The 16,149-nt window shown below is 48.9% G+C and carries 16 protein-coding genes and 1 tRNA gene; 13 read left to right on the top strand and 4 right to left on the bottom strand.

Going from position 1 to position 16,149, the window contains the following annotated elements:
- Window positions 1-72: 72 nt before the first annotated feature.
- Window positions 73-1,053: an alpha/beta hydrolase gene (locus QZQ08_RS08590; protein ID WP_296330862.1), complete on the bottom strand. Its 981-nt coding sequence runs from the start codon at window positions 1,051-1,053 to the stop codon at window positions 73-75.
- Window positions 1,054-1,181: 128 nt separating this feature from the next.
- Between QZQ08_RS08590 and QZQ08_RS08585 the strand changes: the two genes are divergently transcribed.
- Window positions 1,182-1,255, top strand: a tRNA-Gly gene (locus QZQ08_RS08585).
- Between the two features lie 114 nt (window positions 1,256-1,369).
- Here the strand turns inward: QZQ08_RS08585 and QZQ08_RS08580 are convergent.
- A complete protein-coding gene (locus tag QZQ08_RS08580; protein ID WP_296330860.1) occupies window positions 1,370-1,696 on the bottom strand; it encodes a hypothetical protein in 327 nt (108 codons plus the stop codon).
- 57 nt (window positions 1,697-1,753) lie between these two features.
- Window positions 1,754-1,996 carry a hypothetical protein gene (locus QZQ08_RS08575; RefSeq protein WP_296330858.1) on the bottom strand — a complete coding sequence of 81 codons (243 nt, stop codon included), beginning with the start codon at window positions 1,994-1,996 and terminating at the stop codon, window positions 1,754-1,756.
- 138 nt (window positions 1,997-2,134) lie between these two features.
- Between QZQ08_RS08575 and dnaA the strand changes: the two genes are divergently transcribed.
- From dnaA to QZQ08_RS08525, 10 genes are all read left to right on the top strand, one after another.
- Entirely contained in the window at window positions 2,135-3,511 is a 1,377-nt protein-coding gene (gene dnaA / locus QZQ08_RS08570) for a chromosomal replication initiator protein DnaA (protein ID WP_296330855.1), read from the top strand.
- Between the two features lie 277 nt (window positions 3,512-3,788).
- Window positions 3,789-4,907, top strand: a complete 1,119-nt coding sequence (gene dnaN / locus QZQ08_RS08565) for a DNA polymerase III subunit beta (protein WP_296330851.1) — start codon at window positions 3,789-3,791, stop codon at window positions 4,905-4,907.
- 5 nt (window positions 4,908-4,912) lie between these two features.
- Window positions 4,913-6,061 (top strand): DNA replication/repair protein RecF, encoded by a 1,149-nt coding sequence (gene recF, locus QZQ08_RS08560; RefSeq protein WP_296330849.1) that lies wholly within the window; start codon window positions 4,913-4,915, stop codon window positions 6,059-6,061.
- A complete protein-coding gene (locus QZQ08_RS08555; protein WP_296330847.1) occupies window positions 6,048-6,797 on the top strand; it encodes a DciA family protein in 750 nt (249 codons plus the stop codon). Before recF ends, QZQ08_RS08555 begins: the two co-directional genes overlap by 14 nt.
- Window positions 6,757-6,984: an extracellular matrix regulator RemB gene (remB, locus tag QZQ08_RS08550; RefSeq protein ID WP_296330844.1), complete on the top strand. Its 228-nt coding sequence runs from the start codon at window positions 6,757-6,759 to the stop codon at window positions 6,982-6,984. Before QZQ08_RS08555 ends, remB begins: the two co-directional genes overlap by 41 nt.
- A gap of 25 nt (window positions 6,985-7,009) precedes the next feature.
- Entirely contained in the window at window positions 7,010-8,956 is a 1,947-nt protein-coding gene (gene gyrB, locus QZQ08_RS08545) for a DNA topoisomerase (ATP-hydrolyzing) subunit B (RefSeq protein ID WP_009014982.1), read from the top strand.
- A gap of 11 nt (window positions 8,957-8,967) precedes the next feature.
- The gene (locus tag QZQ08_RS08540) at window positions 8,968-9,657 is read left to right on the top strand and encodes a thiamine diphosphokinase (RefSeq protein WP_296330839.1); all 690 of its coding nucleotides are present in this window, start codon (window positions 8,968-8,970) and stop codon (window positions 9,655-9,657) included.
- Between the two features lie 5 nt (window positions 9,658-9,662).
- Complete coding sequence (locus QZQ08_RS08535) at window positions 9,663-10,427, top strand: TSUP family transporter (RefSeq protein WP_296330838.1); 765 nt, start codon at window positions 9,663-9,665, stop codon at window positions 10,425-10,427.
- A 77-nt stretch (window positions 10,428-10,504) separates the two neighbouring features.
- Window positions 10,505-13,033 (top strand): DNA gyrase subunit A, encoded by a 2,529-nt coding sequence (gene gyrA / locus QZQ08_RS08530; RefSeq protein WP_366140875.1) that lies wholly within the window; start codon window positions 10,505-10,507, stop codon window positions 13,031-13,033.
- A 180-nt stretch (window positions 13,034-13,213) separates the two neighbouring features.
- The gene (locus tag QZQ08_RS08525) at window positions 13,214-13,681 is read left to right on the top strand and encodes a YbjN domain-containing protein (RefSeq protein ID WP_296330831.1); all 468 of its coding nucleotides are present in this window, start codon (window positions 13,214-13,216) and stop codon (window positions 13,679-13,681) included.
- A gap of 28 nt (window positions 13,682-13,709) precedes the next feature.
- Here the strand turns inward: QZQ08_RS08525 and QZQ08_RS08520 are convergent, their stop codons facing one another.
- On the bottom strand, window positions 13,710-14,420 hold the full coding sequence (locus QZQ08_RS08520) for a hypothetical protein (protein ID WP_296330828.1): 711 nt from the start codon (window positions 14,418-14,420) through the stop codon (window positions 13,710-13,712).
- A gap of 133 nt (window positions 14,421-14,553) precedes the next feature.
- Here QZQ08_RS08520 and QZQ08_RS08515 point away from each other — a divergent pair, with 133 nt between their 5' ends.
- Together QZQ08_RS08515 and QZQ08_RS08510 are read left to right on the top strand one after the other, a co-directional pair.
- Complete coding sequence (locus QZQ08_RS08515) at window positions 14,554-15,096, top strand: DUF805 domain-containing protein (protein ID WP_296330825.1); 543 nt, start codon at window positions 14,554-14,556, stop codon at window positions 15,094-15,096.
- Window positions 15,097-15,106: 10 nt separating this feature from the next.
- Window positions 15,107-15,538, top strand: coding sequence for an acyl-CoA thioesterase (locus tag QZQ08_RS08510; protein ID WP_296330822.1), 432 nt, complete (start codon window positions 15,107-15,109; stop codon window positions 15,536-15,538).
- Window positions 15,539-16,149 lie beyond the last annotated feature (611 nt).

Here is a 16,149-nt window from a genome sequence, read left to right as displayed (position 1 = left end):
GTACCTGTCTTTACCTACGTATGATTTGGAATCCCCCAAAAATACGTGAAGAACCCTTTTTTCTGCTGTCGTCTAGCCTTTGAGATAGCGATCAAAATAAGCGGTAATCGTTTCAAGCACCTTTGGCTGGATCCAGTAGACGCCGCCATGAGGCGCATGGGGAACAAGATAGCGTTCACTGGGGATCTTCTTTTTCTGCAGGGCTTGGAAAAGAAGATCCGTCTGGCTTGGCGATACCACCGTATCGGCCGTACCATGCATGAGCATCAAAGGCGCCGAGGTCGAAGAAATATATGTAATGGGATTGGCCCGCTGCGCGGCCTTTTGATCGGCAGAAATACCGCCGTCCTTACCGCCAAAAACACCGCTCCCATTGACCCACAGGGCTTCTGTAGCACCACTGGAAGCATGAAGGGCCTGTACCTGTTTGGAATAATCATCCCCAATCCGAGTCAAATCGGAAAGGCCATACAGGTCAACAGCACAGGTAATATCGCTTTTTTCCTGAAGGTATTCTCCCTTATCAAATTCCCTGCTGCCGCTTGTCGTTGCCATAAGGGCCGTTAAATAACCACCGGCACTGCCTCCAATGACGCCGACCCGCCGGGGATCAATACCATACTGGTCTGCGTGGGCCCTTAGATAGCGCAGGGCTGTTTTGGTATCTTCCAAAGGAGCAGGGAACTTGACCGTAGGTGCCACACGGTACTCAACCGCAGCCACGACATAGCCCTGTTCTGCCAAATGGTTCACGAGCTGGGGCATATTGTTTTTATTGGCAGAAATAAAACCGCCGCCTGGAATATAAAGAATGAGGGGCTTCTTATCCTTCGTCTCAGGGATGAGTAGGTCCATTTTCATGGCTCTGCTGGGATATCCCCGCTGGGGGACCTGTTCATAGACCACGTCAGGAATGGAAGTGATCTTATTTCTCGTAAGCGTGACATCAAGGATTTTGCTGGGCACGGTCTCTGCCGTTTTGACTGCAGCAAACGAACTGCCGCTAAAGGAAATGACCCCCAGCAAAAGAGCCAGAATCATTTTATCTTTCATGGAAAAAGCCTCCTTTGAACTTTTTTGGTTTCATTATACCATCAAAGGAACCTTTTAAGATCATCCTGCGATTCATCTTGCTTTTCCCTTTACAAAAACCGCTTTCTTTGGTAAAATAGCGTTGTTATGCGGGCATAGTTCATTGGTAGAATGAAAGCTTCCCAAGCTTTAGAGGTGGGTTCGATTCCCATTGCCCGCTCCACTTCAAAAGATAGGCTGCCGCCGATACGGCGGCCTTTTTTTTTTACCATGTTAAGAAAAAAGAAAGGATGCATTTTCCGAACAATTCCATCCTTTAAGCCTTCATCTACAGGACTTATACACAGGCTGTTTCAAAAAAACTGTGTATAAGTCCTCTTTTTCCACAAGGCTCCGCCTTTATCCACCTTGATTCCAGTTTTATCTTTGTCAGTTTGCCCATGGGAACAGGGTTTAAAAGTTTTCCACAAACTTCTGGGGATAACCTTAAAAAGCTGTGGATAACTGTGTATAAGTGCGGATTTTTGCTTTCTGCCTGTGGAAAAAGGAAAAAAACTGCTTTTTTATCCACAAGCAGAATAGAGGGCATAACCATAGAAAAATAGCCCTGTTTCCTCACATAAAGATATGTTTTCTTATTTCCGAACATTAAGGATTTATACACAGAAAAGGACCTCTTCTTTTCTTCCCTTTTTCTCATTTTTTATGCGATACAAAATCATCATATAAAAATAGAATATCTTAATAAAATGTTGTTTCTGTCCATTTCAAAAAAACGAGACCCATTCCATCCCTTTTCTGCCTCATCCAAGTTATATACAAAACATATATTCGAAAGCATGTTAAAACCCTTGATTTTTTCATACTTTTCCCCAAAGTTATCCACACCTGTGGATAACTTTCTGTGCATAATTCTTTTTCTTGTGCACAAAGTCAAAATTCCCTTAATTTCTGTTCTTTTCATCTTTTTATTTTACATAACTATAAAAGTTATCCACATGTCCACAATGTTTTCCACAGGTTAGCAAAGTTCCTCCCCAAAGTTCACCCCGAATATGCTATAATATGGATTCGAGAAAATGATGATAAAGGTGGTTTACTTATGGAGAATGACGTCCTTTCTTCCTTATGGGAGACCCTTCTAAATGGGGATCAGTCCATTCCTAAGATGTCGGGGTGCAAAAAATGGCTTTCTCAGGCTGTTCCGCATTCCCTCACAGAAGATACGCTGCTCCTTGATGTGATGAATGATTTTACCAAAGAGTGGATCATAAATAATTATAAGGAACCCATTGAGGCTTTCCTAAAAAGTCAGTTCAATCGGCCCATGACCCTTGAAGTAGAGATCCGTCCTGACCTGGCAAACAAAGAAGAAGATCTTTTTCCTGACCACGGGGCTGCTGCACCAAAAGCACAGGAACCCATCATCTCCAAAAAGGGACCGCGTCAGGATTTTTCTTCCAATCTGTCGCCTAAATACGTCTTTGAAAACTTCGTCATCGGCAATTCCAATCGCTTTGCCCATGCCGCTTCCAAAGCCGTTGCCGAAGCACCGGCCAAGGTCTATAACCCGCTTTTTCTTTACAGCGATTCAGGACTTGGCAAGACCCACCTCATGAATGCCATTGGCAACAAGATCCACCAGGACCATCCGGAAATGAAGATTCTTTATACATCCAGTGAAACCTTCACCAATGAACTGATCAATTCCATCCAGAACAATGCAACAGAAGCCTTTCGCAACAAATATCGCAACATTGATGTCCTGCTCATTGACGATATCCAATTTTTGAGAAAAAAGGAATCGACGCAGGAAGAATTCTTCCATACTTTCGAAACGCTCTACAAAGCAGAAAAACAGATCATCATTTCCAGTGACCGCAAACCGTCGGAACTAGATACACTGGAAGAGCGCCTTAAAAGCCGGTTTACGTGGGGCCTCATTGCTGATATCCAGCCGCCGGACCTTGAAACGAGGATTGCCATCTTGAAGAACATGGCCCTCAAGGACCATATCAGCGTACCAGACAGCGTAACAAACCTCATTGCCAGCAATATTTCTACCAACATCCGTGAACTGGAAGGAGCCTATACCAAGGTCCGCGCCTATTCTCAATTTTCCAACGAACCCATTACGGAAGAACTGGCCATTGAAGCCCTCAAGGACCTCAATCTCACGCCAGTTTCAAGGACCATTACCATTGAAGCCATCCAGCAGTACATTGCCTCGTATTACAACATTACCTTGAATGACCTGCTTTCCAAGAAACGGACAGCCAATATCACCCTGCCCCGCCAGATTGGTATGTATCTGGCTCGGACCTTGACCGATCTTTCCCTGCCCCGCATTGGCGAATCCTTTGGCGGCCGTGACCACACAACGGTCCTTCACGCCTGTGACAAGATTCTTTCCAAGAGCAAGGAAAAGACCGAATTTGCCAAGGAAATCGAAAAGCATATCGCCCATCTGAAAGGCTGATTGTTTTAATTTCCTTCAATTAATAGTCATCCACAGAATTATGCACAGGACGTGGATAACTTTGTGGAAAAACTGTGGATGAATCTGTTCATAACTTCTTTTCCCCAAAATCCTGTGGACTTGTGGATAGCCATCAACAACTTTCCCACACCTTTATCAACAACGAAATATAAGGCCCCATCAAGGATTTCAGGATTTTTGAACAAATTCACAGCCCCTACTACTAAGGCGGCTATCTTTTAATATTTTAGAGTTCTCATCTAAAGGAGGTTTTCTCATGCAGTTTTCCTGTGAAAGTGCCCAGCTTGCCAAAGCTGTCAATACCGTAAAAAAAGCGATTTCCTCAAGCCCCAACGCCCCCATTTTTTCTGGGATCCATATGAGCCTTAGCGGCAATGTCTTGGAACTTGTGGCTATGGATGTCAACTTCAGCATGAAGAAAGTCTTGGAAGTCAATGGCAGTGAAGACGGGAGCATCCTTGTTCCTGCACAGTCCTTAGGGGATCTTTTGGCCAAGTTTTCTACGGACATTCTCACCTTGACCCAAAAAGAAGAGCCCCAGGAACTGACGCTTACCAGCGAAACGGGCACCTATCATATTCCCCTGATTGGAAGTGAAGATTATCCGGCTTTTCCTGAGTTTGAAGGAGAACGGATCCTGACACTGCCCGAAGATGTGCTGGGACAGCTCATCCGTCAAACCGTCTATGCCTGTTCTGCTGATGAATCGCGGCCGCTTTTTACAGGCGTATTCATGGAGAAAAAAGGGCAGCATATCACTTGTGTCGGGACCAATACCCATCGTCTGGCCATCAAGTCTAGTGAGGCAGAAACGGCGGATGACAGCGAATATTCCCTGCTCATTCCTGCCCGCGTCCTTAAGGAAATCGCCAACAACTTGACTGGGGAGCTGCCGGAAGATGTGGCCATCATCCAAAAAGACAGCAAGATCTTGGTCCGTATGGGAAGCCTCAGCCTTGTCTCAAGTCTCATCGAAGGGACCTTCCCTGATTATTCAAGACCGATTCCGCCGTCTTTCAAGAACCGAACGGTCCTCAATCGTCAGGATCTGGAACGGGCCATTCAGCGAGTTTCCCTTTTTGCGCAGGGGGAATATAACATCATCCGTCTCAACATCGAAGCCGAGCGGGTGGTCCTTTCCAGTGCAGCCAGTGACCGCGGTCAAGGAATGGAAATCATGGAAGGGGTAACGACAGGAGAGGAACTGCCACTCAATATTGCCTTTAACTCCAAGTATCTGATGGATTTCTGCAAGAATATTTCCAGTGACCAAGTGGTCCTTGAAACCAATTCCTCCCTTTCGCCTGCCCGTATGATGCCCGTTGATGATCCTTCCTACACCTATATCATTACGCCTGTGCGCGTAATTTTCTAAGCAGCATGAGACTCTCGTCACTGCGCCTCCATCATTTTCGCAATTATGGGGACCTTACGCTGAACCTATCCCATGACTTGACAGTCATCTATGGCTGCAACGCCCAAGGGAAGACCAATCTCCTAGAGGGGCTCTATTATGCGGCAATGGGATTTTCGTTTCGCAGCCGGCATGATGAAGAGCTGGTGCAATTTGGTGAGACAGACTGTGCGGCCGAAGTGACTTTCTGTGACCGCTATGGGGAAAATCAGCTCCTTGTCAAGCGAACCCAGGAAGGGAAGAGAGCCCGCAAACAGGCTCAGCGAAATGGCACGCCCATTTCTCCCAAGGAACACTATGGTTCACTGAACCTGGTCCTTTTTACGCCGGATGATCTGCAGCTTGTCAAGGGGGATCCCTCCCTTCGGCGGCGTTTCCTTGATATGGAAATTGCCCAGACCAGCCGGTTTTACTATGAAGCCCTGCAAAACTACAATCGAGTCCTGCAGCAGCGCAATCGTTTCCTGCGCCAATGCCGCGACCAGGAAAAAATGGATGAAGGTCAGCTTCTTGTATGGGATGAAGCGCTTTCCCGCAGTGCCGCGGTCATCATCTTTGAACGGCTGAAAGCCATGGAAGAAATCGAACGGGCTGCAGGGCTTGTCTATGGAACCATTACCCAGGATCGTGAGAAGATGACCCTATCCTATCAGCAGAAACGGTCGGACGGGGAAGGGATTCCCCCTAAGGGGCTTTCCCTTTCTGAGTGGCAGGCATTTTACCAAGAAGAACTGAAAAAGCGGCATCGGCTTGATTATGTGAGGGGATATACCAGCATGGGACCGCATCGGGATGATCTTGAAATCCTGCAGGAAGGCCGGCCCCTGCGTTCCTTCGGGTCCCAAGGTCAGCAGCGGACAGCGGCCCTGGCCCTTAAACTTTCGGAACTGGAATTCATTTATCACAGCAAGGAGGAGTATCCTGTCCTGCTTCTTGACGATGTGCTCAGTGAGCTTGATGAAGGGCGCCGCCGCATGCTCCTTGATGGCATGGGCGGCAAGGTGCAGACCCTTCTGACGGTCAATGACCGCGCCTTGGCACGCTCCAGTGGGGATGCGGTCTTTTACGAAGTTCGTTCCGGTTGGGTGGAGGCAGATGATCATGAAGGACATTGATTGTTTGGTCATGGCCGCGCTCAAGACGGATCTTGCCAAGGAAAAATATGTTCTTTACCGTCTTCGAAAAGACTGGGCTTTGATTGTTGGGGAGGCGGCAGCCCGTCATTCCCAGCCCTACCGCCTTCAGCACGGAATATTGTTCATCCACACGGATAATCCAAGTTGGTCCCACAATTTCCTGACTATGCAGGGCAAGCTGCTTGCTGCGATTGGCAAGGCCCTGCCACGAAAAAATGGACGCCGTCTGGTTTCTGTGAAGACCCTGAAGATATTCCATGGAGTGTTGGAAGAAGCCCCAGAAGCAAAGGACGATGAGCGGCCCTTCATGCCCCGTCTTGACGAGAAGCATCGCTGTCCCTGCTGCGGTGTGCCTTTGATAGAAGGCGAAACCATCTGCAGTGCCTGCCGGCGCAAAAGGGACGAAGCGACCCGTCAAAAGATCCATCAGGTTCTTAAAAAAACGCCTTGGATTTCCTATGAAGATTGTCGCCATACCGTTGAGTGTGATAAAATGACATTTACTGACGTTAAAGCCCTTTTGGGGGAATGGGCCATGGGAAAGGCCCTGGATCCCCATGCCAAGTCCGTTGATAAGGCTTTTGCCGTCATGCTGACTCGTTCCCTTTCCCCGGAACAACTGTCAGATGAACGGATCGACGCCATCATCGAAAAAGAAAGGAGCCGCCGGACCTATGTACCTGCATCTGGGAAACAACTACATCATAAAAAATAGCGAGATCATCGGCATCTTTGATATTCGCAACAAGCGGACGAATCTTTATCGGCTGTTTTTGAAACCGCAGCTGGGTACGTCCAAGGTCCTTGATCTGACCGATGCCTATCCGCCGGCGAGCTGCATTGTTACGAGCGATAAGATCATCCTTTCCGGTATTTCGAGCAAGACGCTCATGAACCGTTAACAGAAACACAATTTGGGAGGTTTCCATGACTGAAAAAGATAATGAGAAAACGATAGAAGAGGAGATTGCCGTCCACGGTGAATACGGGGCAGAGCAGATCCAAGTCCTGGAGGGCCTCGAAGCCGTTCGCAAACGGCCAAGTATGTATATCGGCAGTATCAGCGCCCGTGGTCTCCATCATTTGGTTTATGAAGTCATCGATAACTCCATCGATGAGGCCCTGGCCGGTTACTGTGACCATATCCTTGTTGAAATCGGAGAAGATAACAGCATCACCGTCGTCGACAATGGGCGCGGGATCCCTGTTGAAATGCATAAGATTGGCAAACCGGCTATTGAAGTTGTCATGACCATCCTGCACGCCGGCGGTAAATTTGGCGATGGCGGTTATAAGGTCTCCGGCGGTCTTCATGGGGTTGGTGTTTCCTGCGTCAACGCTTTGAGCCGACGCATGGAAGTCGAGGTCAAAAAAGACGGCAAGATTTATGGGATTGAGTTCAGCAAGGGCAAGACCGTTCGTCCCCTTTATGTCAAAGGGGAATGTGATGCCAAGGATACGGGCACAAGCGTCCATTTTTGGCCTGATGACACAATCTTCACGGAAACGGTCTACAGCTATGAAACGCTGAAGCATCGTATCCGGGAGCTGGCCTTTCTCAATAAGGGCGTCAAGATTGAACTGAAGGATGACCGTTCCGGTGCCGATGAGATCTTCCACTACGAAGGCGGAATCATCTCCTTTGTGGAATATATCAACAAGGGCAAGGAAGCCATTTTCAATACGCCAATCTATGTCGAAGGTGAAAGACAGGACACCATCGTGGAAGTGGCCATGCAGTACACGGATGCCTACACGGAAAATATCTATACCTTCGTCAACAACATCAATACGGAAGAAGGCGGAACCCATCTGGCCGGTCTGAAACAGGCCCTGACGAGAAGTATCAACGATTATGCCCGCAAGAATGGCCTCTTGAAGGACAGCGAGGAAAACCTTTCCGGTGATGACGTCCGCGAAGGCTTGACCTGTGTCCTTAGTTTGAAAGTCCGGGAACCGCAGTTTGAAGGGCAGACAAAGACCAAGCTTGGCAACAGCGAAGTCCGCGGAATCGTTGACAATATGGTGAGCGATGCCCTCAATGAGTATTTTGAGGAAAATGCACCAACGGCGAAGAAAATCGTGGAAAAAGCCATTCTCTCGAGCCGTGCCCGCGCAGCTGCCCGGAAGGCCCGTGACCTGACGCGGCGTAAGAGCGCCCTGGAAGTAAGTTCCCTGCCGGGGAAACTGGCAGACTGTTCCAGTAAGAACGCGGAAGAAACGGAAATCTACATCGTTGAAGGGGACTCTGCTGGCGGCAGCGCCAAGCAGGGCCGTGACCGTGCCTTCCAGGCCATCCTGCCTTTGCGCGGCAAAATCCTCAATGTGGAGAAGGCCCGCCTGGACAAGATGCTGAACAACAATGAAATCCGCTCCATGATCACCGCCTTTGGCTGCGGGATTGGCGATGAATTCGATCTCAGTAAGATCCGTTACGGCAAGATCATCATCATGACCGATGCTGATGTCGACGGGGCCCATATCAGGACGTTGCTCTTGACGTTCTTCTACCGCTATATGCAGCCGCTCATCCGCAATGGCAATGTCTTCATTGCCCAGCCGCCCCTTTACCTCATCCGTACGGGCAAGAATCACACCTATGCTTACAGTGACGATGAACTGCAAAAGAAACTGGATGAGGTGGGCCGTCAGAACAATCCTTATGTCCAGCGGTATAAAGGGCTTGGTGAAATGAATCCGGAACAGCTCTGGGAAACGACCATGGATCCTTCCAAGCGGACGGTCCTGCAGGTCCATCTGGAGGATGCCGCTTCAGCAGATTCTGTATTTTCCGTCCTGATGGGCGATAAAGTAGAACCGCGCCGCCAGTTCATTGAGGAAAATGCCGGTAAAGTAACGAATCTGGACTTCTAAGGAGGATTTCCATGGAGCTGCTGCTGCCGCAGGGAAAGCTGATCCTTTCGCGGGGGAAATTGCCCCTTGCCGGCCTTGTTGCAGGCGGTCGGGGCCCTGATCCAAATTGGCTTCGTGCTGCTATGGGAGACATGCCCCTTTATGGAGCCGATAAAGGCGCCGATTATTGTGTGCGGGCTGGGCTCTATCCCGTCCTTGCCTGCGGGGACAGGGACAGCGGTCACGCTGGAAGCTGGGAAAAAATCAAGGCGCATGGGACCAAGGTACTGACTTATTTGGTGAACAAGGACGCAACGGATCTTTCCCTGCTCCTCAAGGAAATGCCGCCTGTAGGGACGCTTCTAGCAAGCGGCATCTGGGGTGGAAGAGCCGATCACCTTTATGCCAATTTACTGATCCTTCTCCAGTACCAGAAAAGGACAAAGACTCCCGTCGTACTCCTTGATGAATGGGAGCTGCTTATTTTCTTGGAAAAGGGCGATTGTCTGTGTTTTGAGGTCAAGAAGGCCCCTAAGGCCCTTAGTTTGCTGCCGTTCAGCCCTGACTGTGAGGTTTCCATTGACGGTGTTCGTTGGCCGCTTGAGCATGCCGTGATATCCAGTGAAAATCCTTACGCCGTGAGCAACAAAATGGCCGGAAGTAAGACCACGGCTTCGTGTCATGCTGGCATTGCAGGTTTTTATCTGACCTATAAGGAGTAGGCACCATGATTGAATTTTCTTGGGTCCATTTAGGATTCCTCATGCTCGCCGGCTTTGTCGGTTCCTTCATTGATGCCATTGTAGGCGGCGGCGGGCTGATTACCCTGCCGGCCTGGATGGCGACCGGCCTTCCCATGGCTTATGCCCTAGGCTCCAACAAAATGGCTTCCGTTGTCGGGGCCATTACGAGCTTCACCACTTTTATGCGGAGCGGACGCGTAGACCGCAGGATGCTGCGCTGCATGCCCCTTTCCGTCATTGGTTCTGCCCTTGGGGCCGTGATTGCCAGTTCCCTCCCGGAATTGCTCCTGCGCTATATTGTCATTGCCGCCCTCGTGCTTGTAGCCCTCTACACCTTTTTCAAGAAAGATTGGGGCGGTGCTGACCAAATAGCGTCCTTTTCCCGGAAGGACCTTGTGGGAATCCTTGCCATGATTCTCTTTTTGGGGGCCTATGATGGCTTTTTTGGACCAGGAACAGGAACCTTCCTGATTTTTGGTTTTCTCTATTTCGGCTACAATTTTGTGACCGCAGCCGGCAATGCCAAGGCCATGAACCTTGCGAGCAATTTAGGTGGAATTGCGGCCTTTCTCTTTTTAGGCAAGGTCTATTTCATCTATGCCATTCCCATGGCCCTTTGTGAGATTGTTGGCGCCTATCTGGGAGCGAAGATTGCCATCAGCCGCGGCGTGGGCTTTATCAGGACCCTTTACCTTATCGTAACGGTCCTCCTCATTGGCAAACAGGTCTATGAGGTGTTTTTGAGATAAGATGCCCTGTCAGTCAGTCCTGACAGGTATGGATAGATTGCAAGGACGGCCTTCCAAGGGGGAGGCCGCAAGAAAGGATGCGTGACAACGTGGACGATCAGCAAAATGAAGGTCAAACCATCACAGCTGGCAAAGTCATTCCGGTCTACGTCGAAGAGGAAATGCAGAAATCCTATATCGACTATGCCATGAGTGTCATTGTGCAGCGCGCCCTGCCGGATGTGCGGGACGGCCTGAAACCGGTACATCGGCGGATTCTGTATGCCATGAACGAAGCCGGCATGCTTCCCAACAAGGCTTACAAGAAATCGGCCCGTATCGTCGGTGATGTCCTTGGTAAGTATCATCCCCACGGGGACTCTTCCGTTTATGACGCCATCGTGCGCCTTGCACAGGATTTTTCGACCCGCTACCTCATGGTGGATGGACATGGGAACTTCGGTTCCATCGATGGTGATCCTCCGGCTGCTATGCGTTATACCGAAGTACGTATGGGCAAGATTGCCGTGGAGATGCTTCGCGACATTGAAAAGGATACAGTCGATTTCATCCCGAACTATGATGAATCCTTGAAGGAACCTACAGTCCTGCCTTCAAAGGTTCCAGCCCTTTTGATCAATGGTTCTGCCGGTATTGCCGTCGGGATGGCAACGAATATTCCGCCCCATAACTTGGGGGAAGTCGTGGACGCTCTGGTCATGCTCATCGATCATCCTGATGCAACCATCGAAGACCTTATGGGTGCCATCAAGGGTCCGGACTTTCCAACAGGAGCCCAAATCCTTGGTGTCAGCGGCATTCGTCAGGCCTATACGACGGGCCGTGGGGTTGTCAAGGTTCGTGCCAAGGCTCATGTGGAGCCCATGCCCAAAAACAAGAACCGCATCGTTGTGACCGAGATTCCTTATCAGGTCAATAAAGCCCGCCTCATTGAAAGCATTGCTCATTTGGTGCAGGATAAGACTTTGGAAGGCATTACGGACCTGCGCGACGAATCGGACCGGAAGGGCATGCGCATCGTGATTGAACTGCGCAGTGACATCATTCCGGAAATCATGCTCAATAAGCTCTATAAACATACGCAGATGCAGGAATCCTTTGGAATCATCCAGCTGGCACTCGTCAAGGGCCATCCGCGGATCTTGAACCTCAAGGAAATCCTCGTCTACTATTTGGAGCACCAAAAAGAAGTCATTACCCGCAAGACGCGGTATGAACTCAACAAAGCCAAGGAAAGGGCCCATATCCTGGCCGGACTCAAGATTGCCCTCGATCATCTTGATGAGGTCATTGCGACCATCCGCAGCAGTGCAACAGCCGAGATTGCGCGGTCTTCCTTGATTGCAAAGTTTGGGCTCAGCGAGAAACAGGCCCAGGCCATCCTGGATATGCGTCTCCAGCGCCTCACCGGTTTGGAACGCAAAAAAATCGAAGATGAATATACAGAAGTCATGGCGACCATTGCCTATCTTGAAAGTGTCCTTGCTGATGAGCATAAGATCATGGGAATTGCTAAGGATGATTTCCTTGATGTGAAGAAACGTTTTGGCGATCCCCGCCGCACATCCATTGTGCCCGATGCTGGTGAAATCGATGCGGAAGATCTCATTGCCGAGGAAGATATTGTCATCACCATCAGTCACCAGAGCTATATCAAGCGTCAGGCCCTGACGAATTTCCGCAATCAGAACCGCGGCGGACGAGGCGTCAAAGCGGGCAGCGGCAAGATTGTGAAAGAAGATAACAAAGTAACCGGAGATTTTTCTGAACATCTCCTCATGGCCTCTACCCATGACAACATCCTCTTCTTTACGAACCAAGGACGTGTCTATCGCCAGAAAGGCTATGAAATCCCAGAAGCGGGCCGTCAGGCCAAGGGTACCTTTATCCGGAACCTTCTGCCCCTTGTGGAAAATGAGAAGATTACTGCAGTCATTGCCGTCAAAACGGGAATCAGTGAAGATGAGAACAAATTCCTCTTTATGGCAACCAATAAGGGCGTCATCAAAAAGACCAGCGTCAGTGAGTTCAAGACAGCACGCCGGGCAGGCCTCATTGCCATCAATCTGGATGATGATGAAGATCTCATCGATGTCAAGCTCACAAGCGGCCACCACGATATCCTGCTTGCTACGCGCGACGGCTACGCCATCCGCTTCAACGAATCCGATGTCCGTCCTATGGGACGCACGGCCCATGGCGTTCGCGGCATCACCCTGCGGCACCACGACGTATTGGTTTCCATGGATTCCTGTGAAGGTGAATCAGGAGAAGTCCTGACCGTCACGGAAGGGGGCCTGGGAAAACGGACCGACATTTCCGAATACCGTCTGCAGACGCGGGGCGGCAAAGGTATCATCAATCTGAAGGTGACCAATAAAACCGGTGACATTGTTGGATCGAAACTTGTGAACGACCATCACGATATTCTCCTCATTTCCGCAGCGGGCATCATCATCCGCATGAAAGCCTCCGACATTTCAAGCTATAGCCGCTATGCTCAGGGCGTCAAGATGATGGATCTTGAAAAAGGAGATAAGGTCGCAGCCCTTGCCGTTGTGGATACGGTCAGTGATGAAGAAAAGGACACGGAGAACGCAAAATAATCCACAATTTCTGTGGATGAATTGTGGATAAGTCCCTCATCTTGGGGGTAGGAAAAGATACCTACCCCTATATATAGGGGGGACTGCCTAAGGTTATCCACAACTTCTGTGGATAAATCTCCTATTTTTGTGGAAAACTTGTGTATATCATTGTGCATAACATAGCGAGGTCGTGGAAAAATGGCAAACGCAAAAGCAGAGGCTTTTAAAAAATTTATTGAAAGTAAGGACAGCGGTGCCTTTGGTGTGGAAGAAGTTCCCAAGGATGAGCTCCATACGGTTCTCTTCCATTCCCGGCTCAAAGCAGGGAACGTGGAATATCCCTTCATTGTCACCGTGGATGACAGCGTTTTCGTGACGCTTCGAGTCCTCCTTGATCGGGCAGCTGTCACAGGAGAAAAACGGTCAGCTGTTTTGGAAGAAATGAATCGCCTCAACCATACGTATAAATCCTTTAAACATTATATTGACCAAGGAGGCAGCATGGTCCTAGATGCCTGTCTCATCATGCCGGAAAAAATGGATGGATCCCTGATCTACAACATGCTGACCATGATGATGGAGCATTTGGAACATGTTGGGGACGGTATCCGGAAAGCCGCCGGCATCAAAAAGCCTGAAGGGCCAGGACTGTCCATCGTAAAATAAGAAAAAGAGATGTGAAGAACAACCATCTTCACATCTCTTTTTTCTCATAATGTCTTTTGACAGCATCACCGATATATTCCCCGTATGTATCAGTTTTGCGGCTCCAACGATCCTTGGTGGCTGCATGGCTTGTCATATAGCCTGACGCGTCAAAGTTTGAAAGGTATTTGGTTTCTGCCGTTTCTTTTCTAAGGTCATATTCAGTCAGGGAAAGGAGCACCTTTGTACCTGACACGCTGCGGCGTAATTCCGTCTTTTCCCAGACTTCATAGCGCTCCGTTCCTGTTTTTCGAATGCTTTTGGGATTGATCCATTTCCGACCCAAGCGGGGAATGGTCTTAACGAACGTCCAGGGCCCGTTTAGCTGTGCATAATCTCGATAATACCTGGCGTGGGTCATCGTTGGTGTAAGGGCTAAAAGAGGCTGCCAGGGACCGATTTTTCGGGTCCCTTTCCCTTTCTTTCCTGACGGCGTGACCGTAAATTTGCTCCGTGTGCGCCACTGTTTCAGGTGGAAATCGTATTCATTGTGCATGACGGTTCCTGATATACCGCTATCTTTTGGCTGCCAGCGTTCGTAGACGCGGACGGTACGATCCTTATCAAGGAGTTTTAGGGACTCGACATGGAAGGATAGGGTCCCCCTTTCATCCTTTTGAAGGACGTTCCAATGAGCCTCCGCAGGAAAGATAACCCCTAAAATCAGGCAAAGGGCTGCACAGGCCATCAAATGCTTCATGGCGCACCTCCTTATGGTGATGGTTCCATTATAGCATGGAAAAAGGGGAAAACGCGAAAAGGAAGACGACAATCTGTGTTATAATCTTTCGCAAGGGAGCGTTTTTCCCAAGAAGAAAAAGGAGCGAATGACCATGGAATGTCCATATTGTCACGAAATGATAGAAGAAACGGCGCAGTATTGTCCCCATTGCGGAAAAGCCGTGATAAAAAGTAAAGCTGAAGCTGCCCCTGAAAAAGAAGAAAATGAAAAAGTGAACCCTTCCATAGCGGAAGAAGGGAAAAAAGGTCAATTTCAGCAGGAAAAGGGACCTAAAAGTGCAGCTTCCTACATCAAGGAAAATATTCCGAATACAGAAAACTGGCAGGAAATGTATCTATCCACAAAAGGGAGGATTTCCCGCAGCACCTTTTTTGTTCGCTGGCTGCTCCTGCTTGTGACGGTGGGCATCATTTCCGTTGTCTTTTCCTTTGTTCCTCCCGTGGCGGCAGCTTTTTCCCTCATTGGACTGATCATGCAGATTACCTTGGGGGTACGCCGTCTCCATGACCTAGGCCGCAGCGGCCTTTGGGCCATGATCTTTTGTATTCCTGTTCTTTATTTTGTGATTCTCCTCGCTCTCTTTTTCATGAAAGGAGACGAGAGGGACAATGCCTATGGGCCTAAGCCTGAATAAGGAGATTGCCATGACGGAGACCTTAGAGACCTATCATATGATCATGCCGAAGGACCTTAATCCCAGGGGGACCCTGTTTGCGGGAAGCTGTGCCAATTTTATGATTGAAGGAGGTTTTTTGACAGCCGAAGCTTTTTTAGGCCATCCCCATATGGTCTTTTTTGGGATGAATGGAATGAAATTTGTCAAATCAGTGGGAAAAGGTGAAACGGTGAGCGTCACAGGCACCGTAATCGATGCGGGAAGGACTAGTCTTGGCATTTTTGTTACGGTGCGCTTCCTTCATACCAAGGAGCTTGCAGCCCAATCCTACCTAACTTTTGTTTCCATCGATGAAAAGACGCGCCGCCCTATCCCTCATGGGGCAAAGCTGGACGGCCTGACAGAAGAAATGAAGGCCCATCAGATGACATATCGGAAGCTGACAGCCATTCGGGAGTAGCTCCATATGCCCAGTAAAGGAACGTTCAGGAACAAATGAACTGACAATCTAGACCTTAAAAGAGATTTCCCAGAAATAATATCGCCTCATAAAAGAGAAGCCCATATCCCAGGGTAAGCTAGCAGCGATGCAATCTCAAGATATGGGGAATAGGAAACAAAAAAAATCAATATATAGTATCTGTAAAGAAAATTACAAAAAAAGAAAAAAAGGGCTTGCAATTTATGGGAAAATCCTGTATAGTATCTATCTGTCAGCGGTGAGGCAAACGCCCCACGATGACGCAGGACGCAGGAGAGCAAGCCAATGCTTCAAAGAATTTCCAAAAAGAAATTCAAAAAAAGTTGTTGACAATAACTTCCTCCTGTGATAAGATATACAAGCTGTCACCGATAAGGACGACAGCGAGGAACGAACCTTGAGAACTGAATATTGATTGACAGATGTGCGGGTCAAGTCACTTTGGTGACGCGACCGAGTCACTTCGAGAAAACGAAGTAAAAAAACAAAAAAGCTAGTATTTTCAAGAGCCAAGAGGTTCTTCAAAATAATTCTATTTTGGAGAGTTTGATCCTGGCTCAGGACGAACGCTGGCGGCGTGCTTAACACAT

The sequence above is a fragment of the uncultured Acidaminococcus sp. genome (genome assembly GCA_900538365.1).
Lineage (GTDB): Bacteria > Bacillota > Negativicutes > Acidaminococcales > Acidaminococcaceae > Acidaminococcus.
Note: the sequence above shows the minus strand (reverse complement) of the source record. Positions and strands in the feature narration are given on the sequence as shown.

What these genes read in the sequence shown, in the direction of transcription:
- QZQ08_RS08510 (WP_296330822.1), top strand. Translation starts at nt 15,107, where the DNA reads ATGACGGAGACCTTAGAGACCTATCATATGATCATGCCGAAGGACCTT.
- QZQ08_RS08520 (WP_296330828.1), bottom strand. Translation starts at nt 14,420, where the DNA reads ATGAAGCATTTGATGGCCTGTGCAGCCCTTTGCCTGATTTTAGGGGTT.
- QZQ08_RS08525 (WP_296330831.1), top strand. Translation starts at nt 13,214, where the DNA reads ATGGCAAACGCAAAAGCAGAGGCTTTTAAAAAATTTATTGAAAGTAAG.
- remB (WP_296330844.1), top strand. Translation starts at nt 6,757, where the DNA reads ATGTACCTGCATCTGGGAAACAACTACATCATAAAAAATAGCGAGATC.
- QZQ08_RS08535 (WP_296330838.1), top strand. Translation starts at nt 9,663, where the DNA reads ATGATTGAATTTTCTTGGGTCCATTTAGGATTCCTCATGCTCGCCGGC.
- gyrB (WP_009014982.1), top strand. Translation starts at nt 7,010, where the DNA reads ATGACTGAAAAAGATAATGAGAAAACGATAGAAGAGGAGATTGCCGTC.
- gyrA (WP_366140875.1), top strand. Translation starts at nt 10,505, where the DNA reads ATGCGTGACAACGTGGACGATCAGCAAAATGAAGGTCAAACCATCACA.
- dnaN (WP_296330851.1), top strand. Translation starts at nt 3,789, where the DNA reads ATGCAGTTTTCCTGTGAAAGTGCCCAGCTTGCCAAAGCTGTCAATACC.
- dnaA (WP_296330855.1), top strand. Translation starts at nt 2,135, where the DNA reads ATGGAGAATGACGTCCTTTCTTCCTTATGGGAGACCCTTCTAAATGGG.
- QZQ08_RS08555 (WP_296330847.1), top strand. Translation starts at nt 6,048, where the DNA reads ATGAAGGACATTGATTGTTTGGTCATGGCCGCGCTCAAGACGGATCTT.
- QZQ08_RS08575 (WP_296330858.1), bottom strand. Translation starts at nt 1,996, where the DNA reads ATGAAAAGAACAGAAATTAAGGGAATTTTGACTTTGTGCACAAGAAAA.
- QZQ08_RS08540 (WP_296330839.1), top strand. Translation starts at nt 8,968, where the DNA reads ATGGAGCTGCTGCTGCCGCAGGGAAAGCTGATCCTTTCGCGGGGGAAA.
- QZQ08_RS08515 (WP_296330825.1), top strand. Translation starts at nt 14,554, where the DNA reads ATGGAATGTCCATATTGTCACGAAATGATAGAAGAAACGGCGCAGTAT.
- QZQ08_RS08590 (WP_296330862.1), bottom strand. Translation starts at nt 1,053, where the DNA reads ATGAAAGATAAAATGATTCTGGCTCTTTTGCTGGGGGTCATTTCCTTT.
- recF (WP_296330849.1), top strand. Translation starts at nt 4,913, where the DNA reads ATGAGACTCTCGTCACTGCGCCTCCATCATTTTCGCAATTATGGGGAC.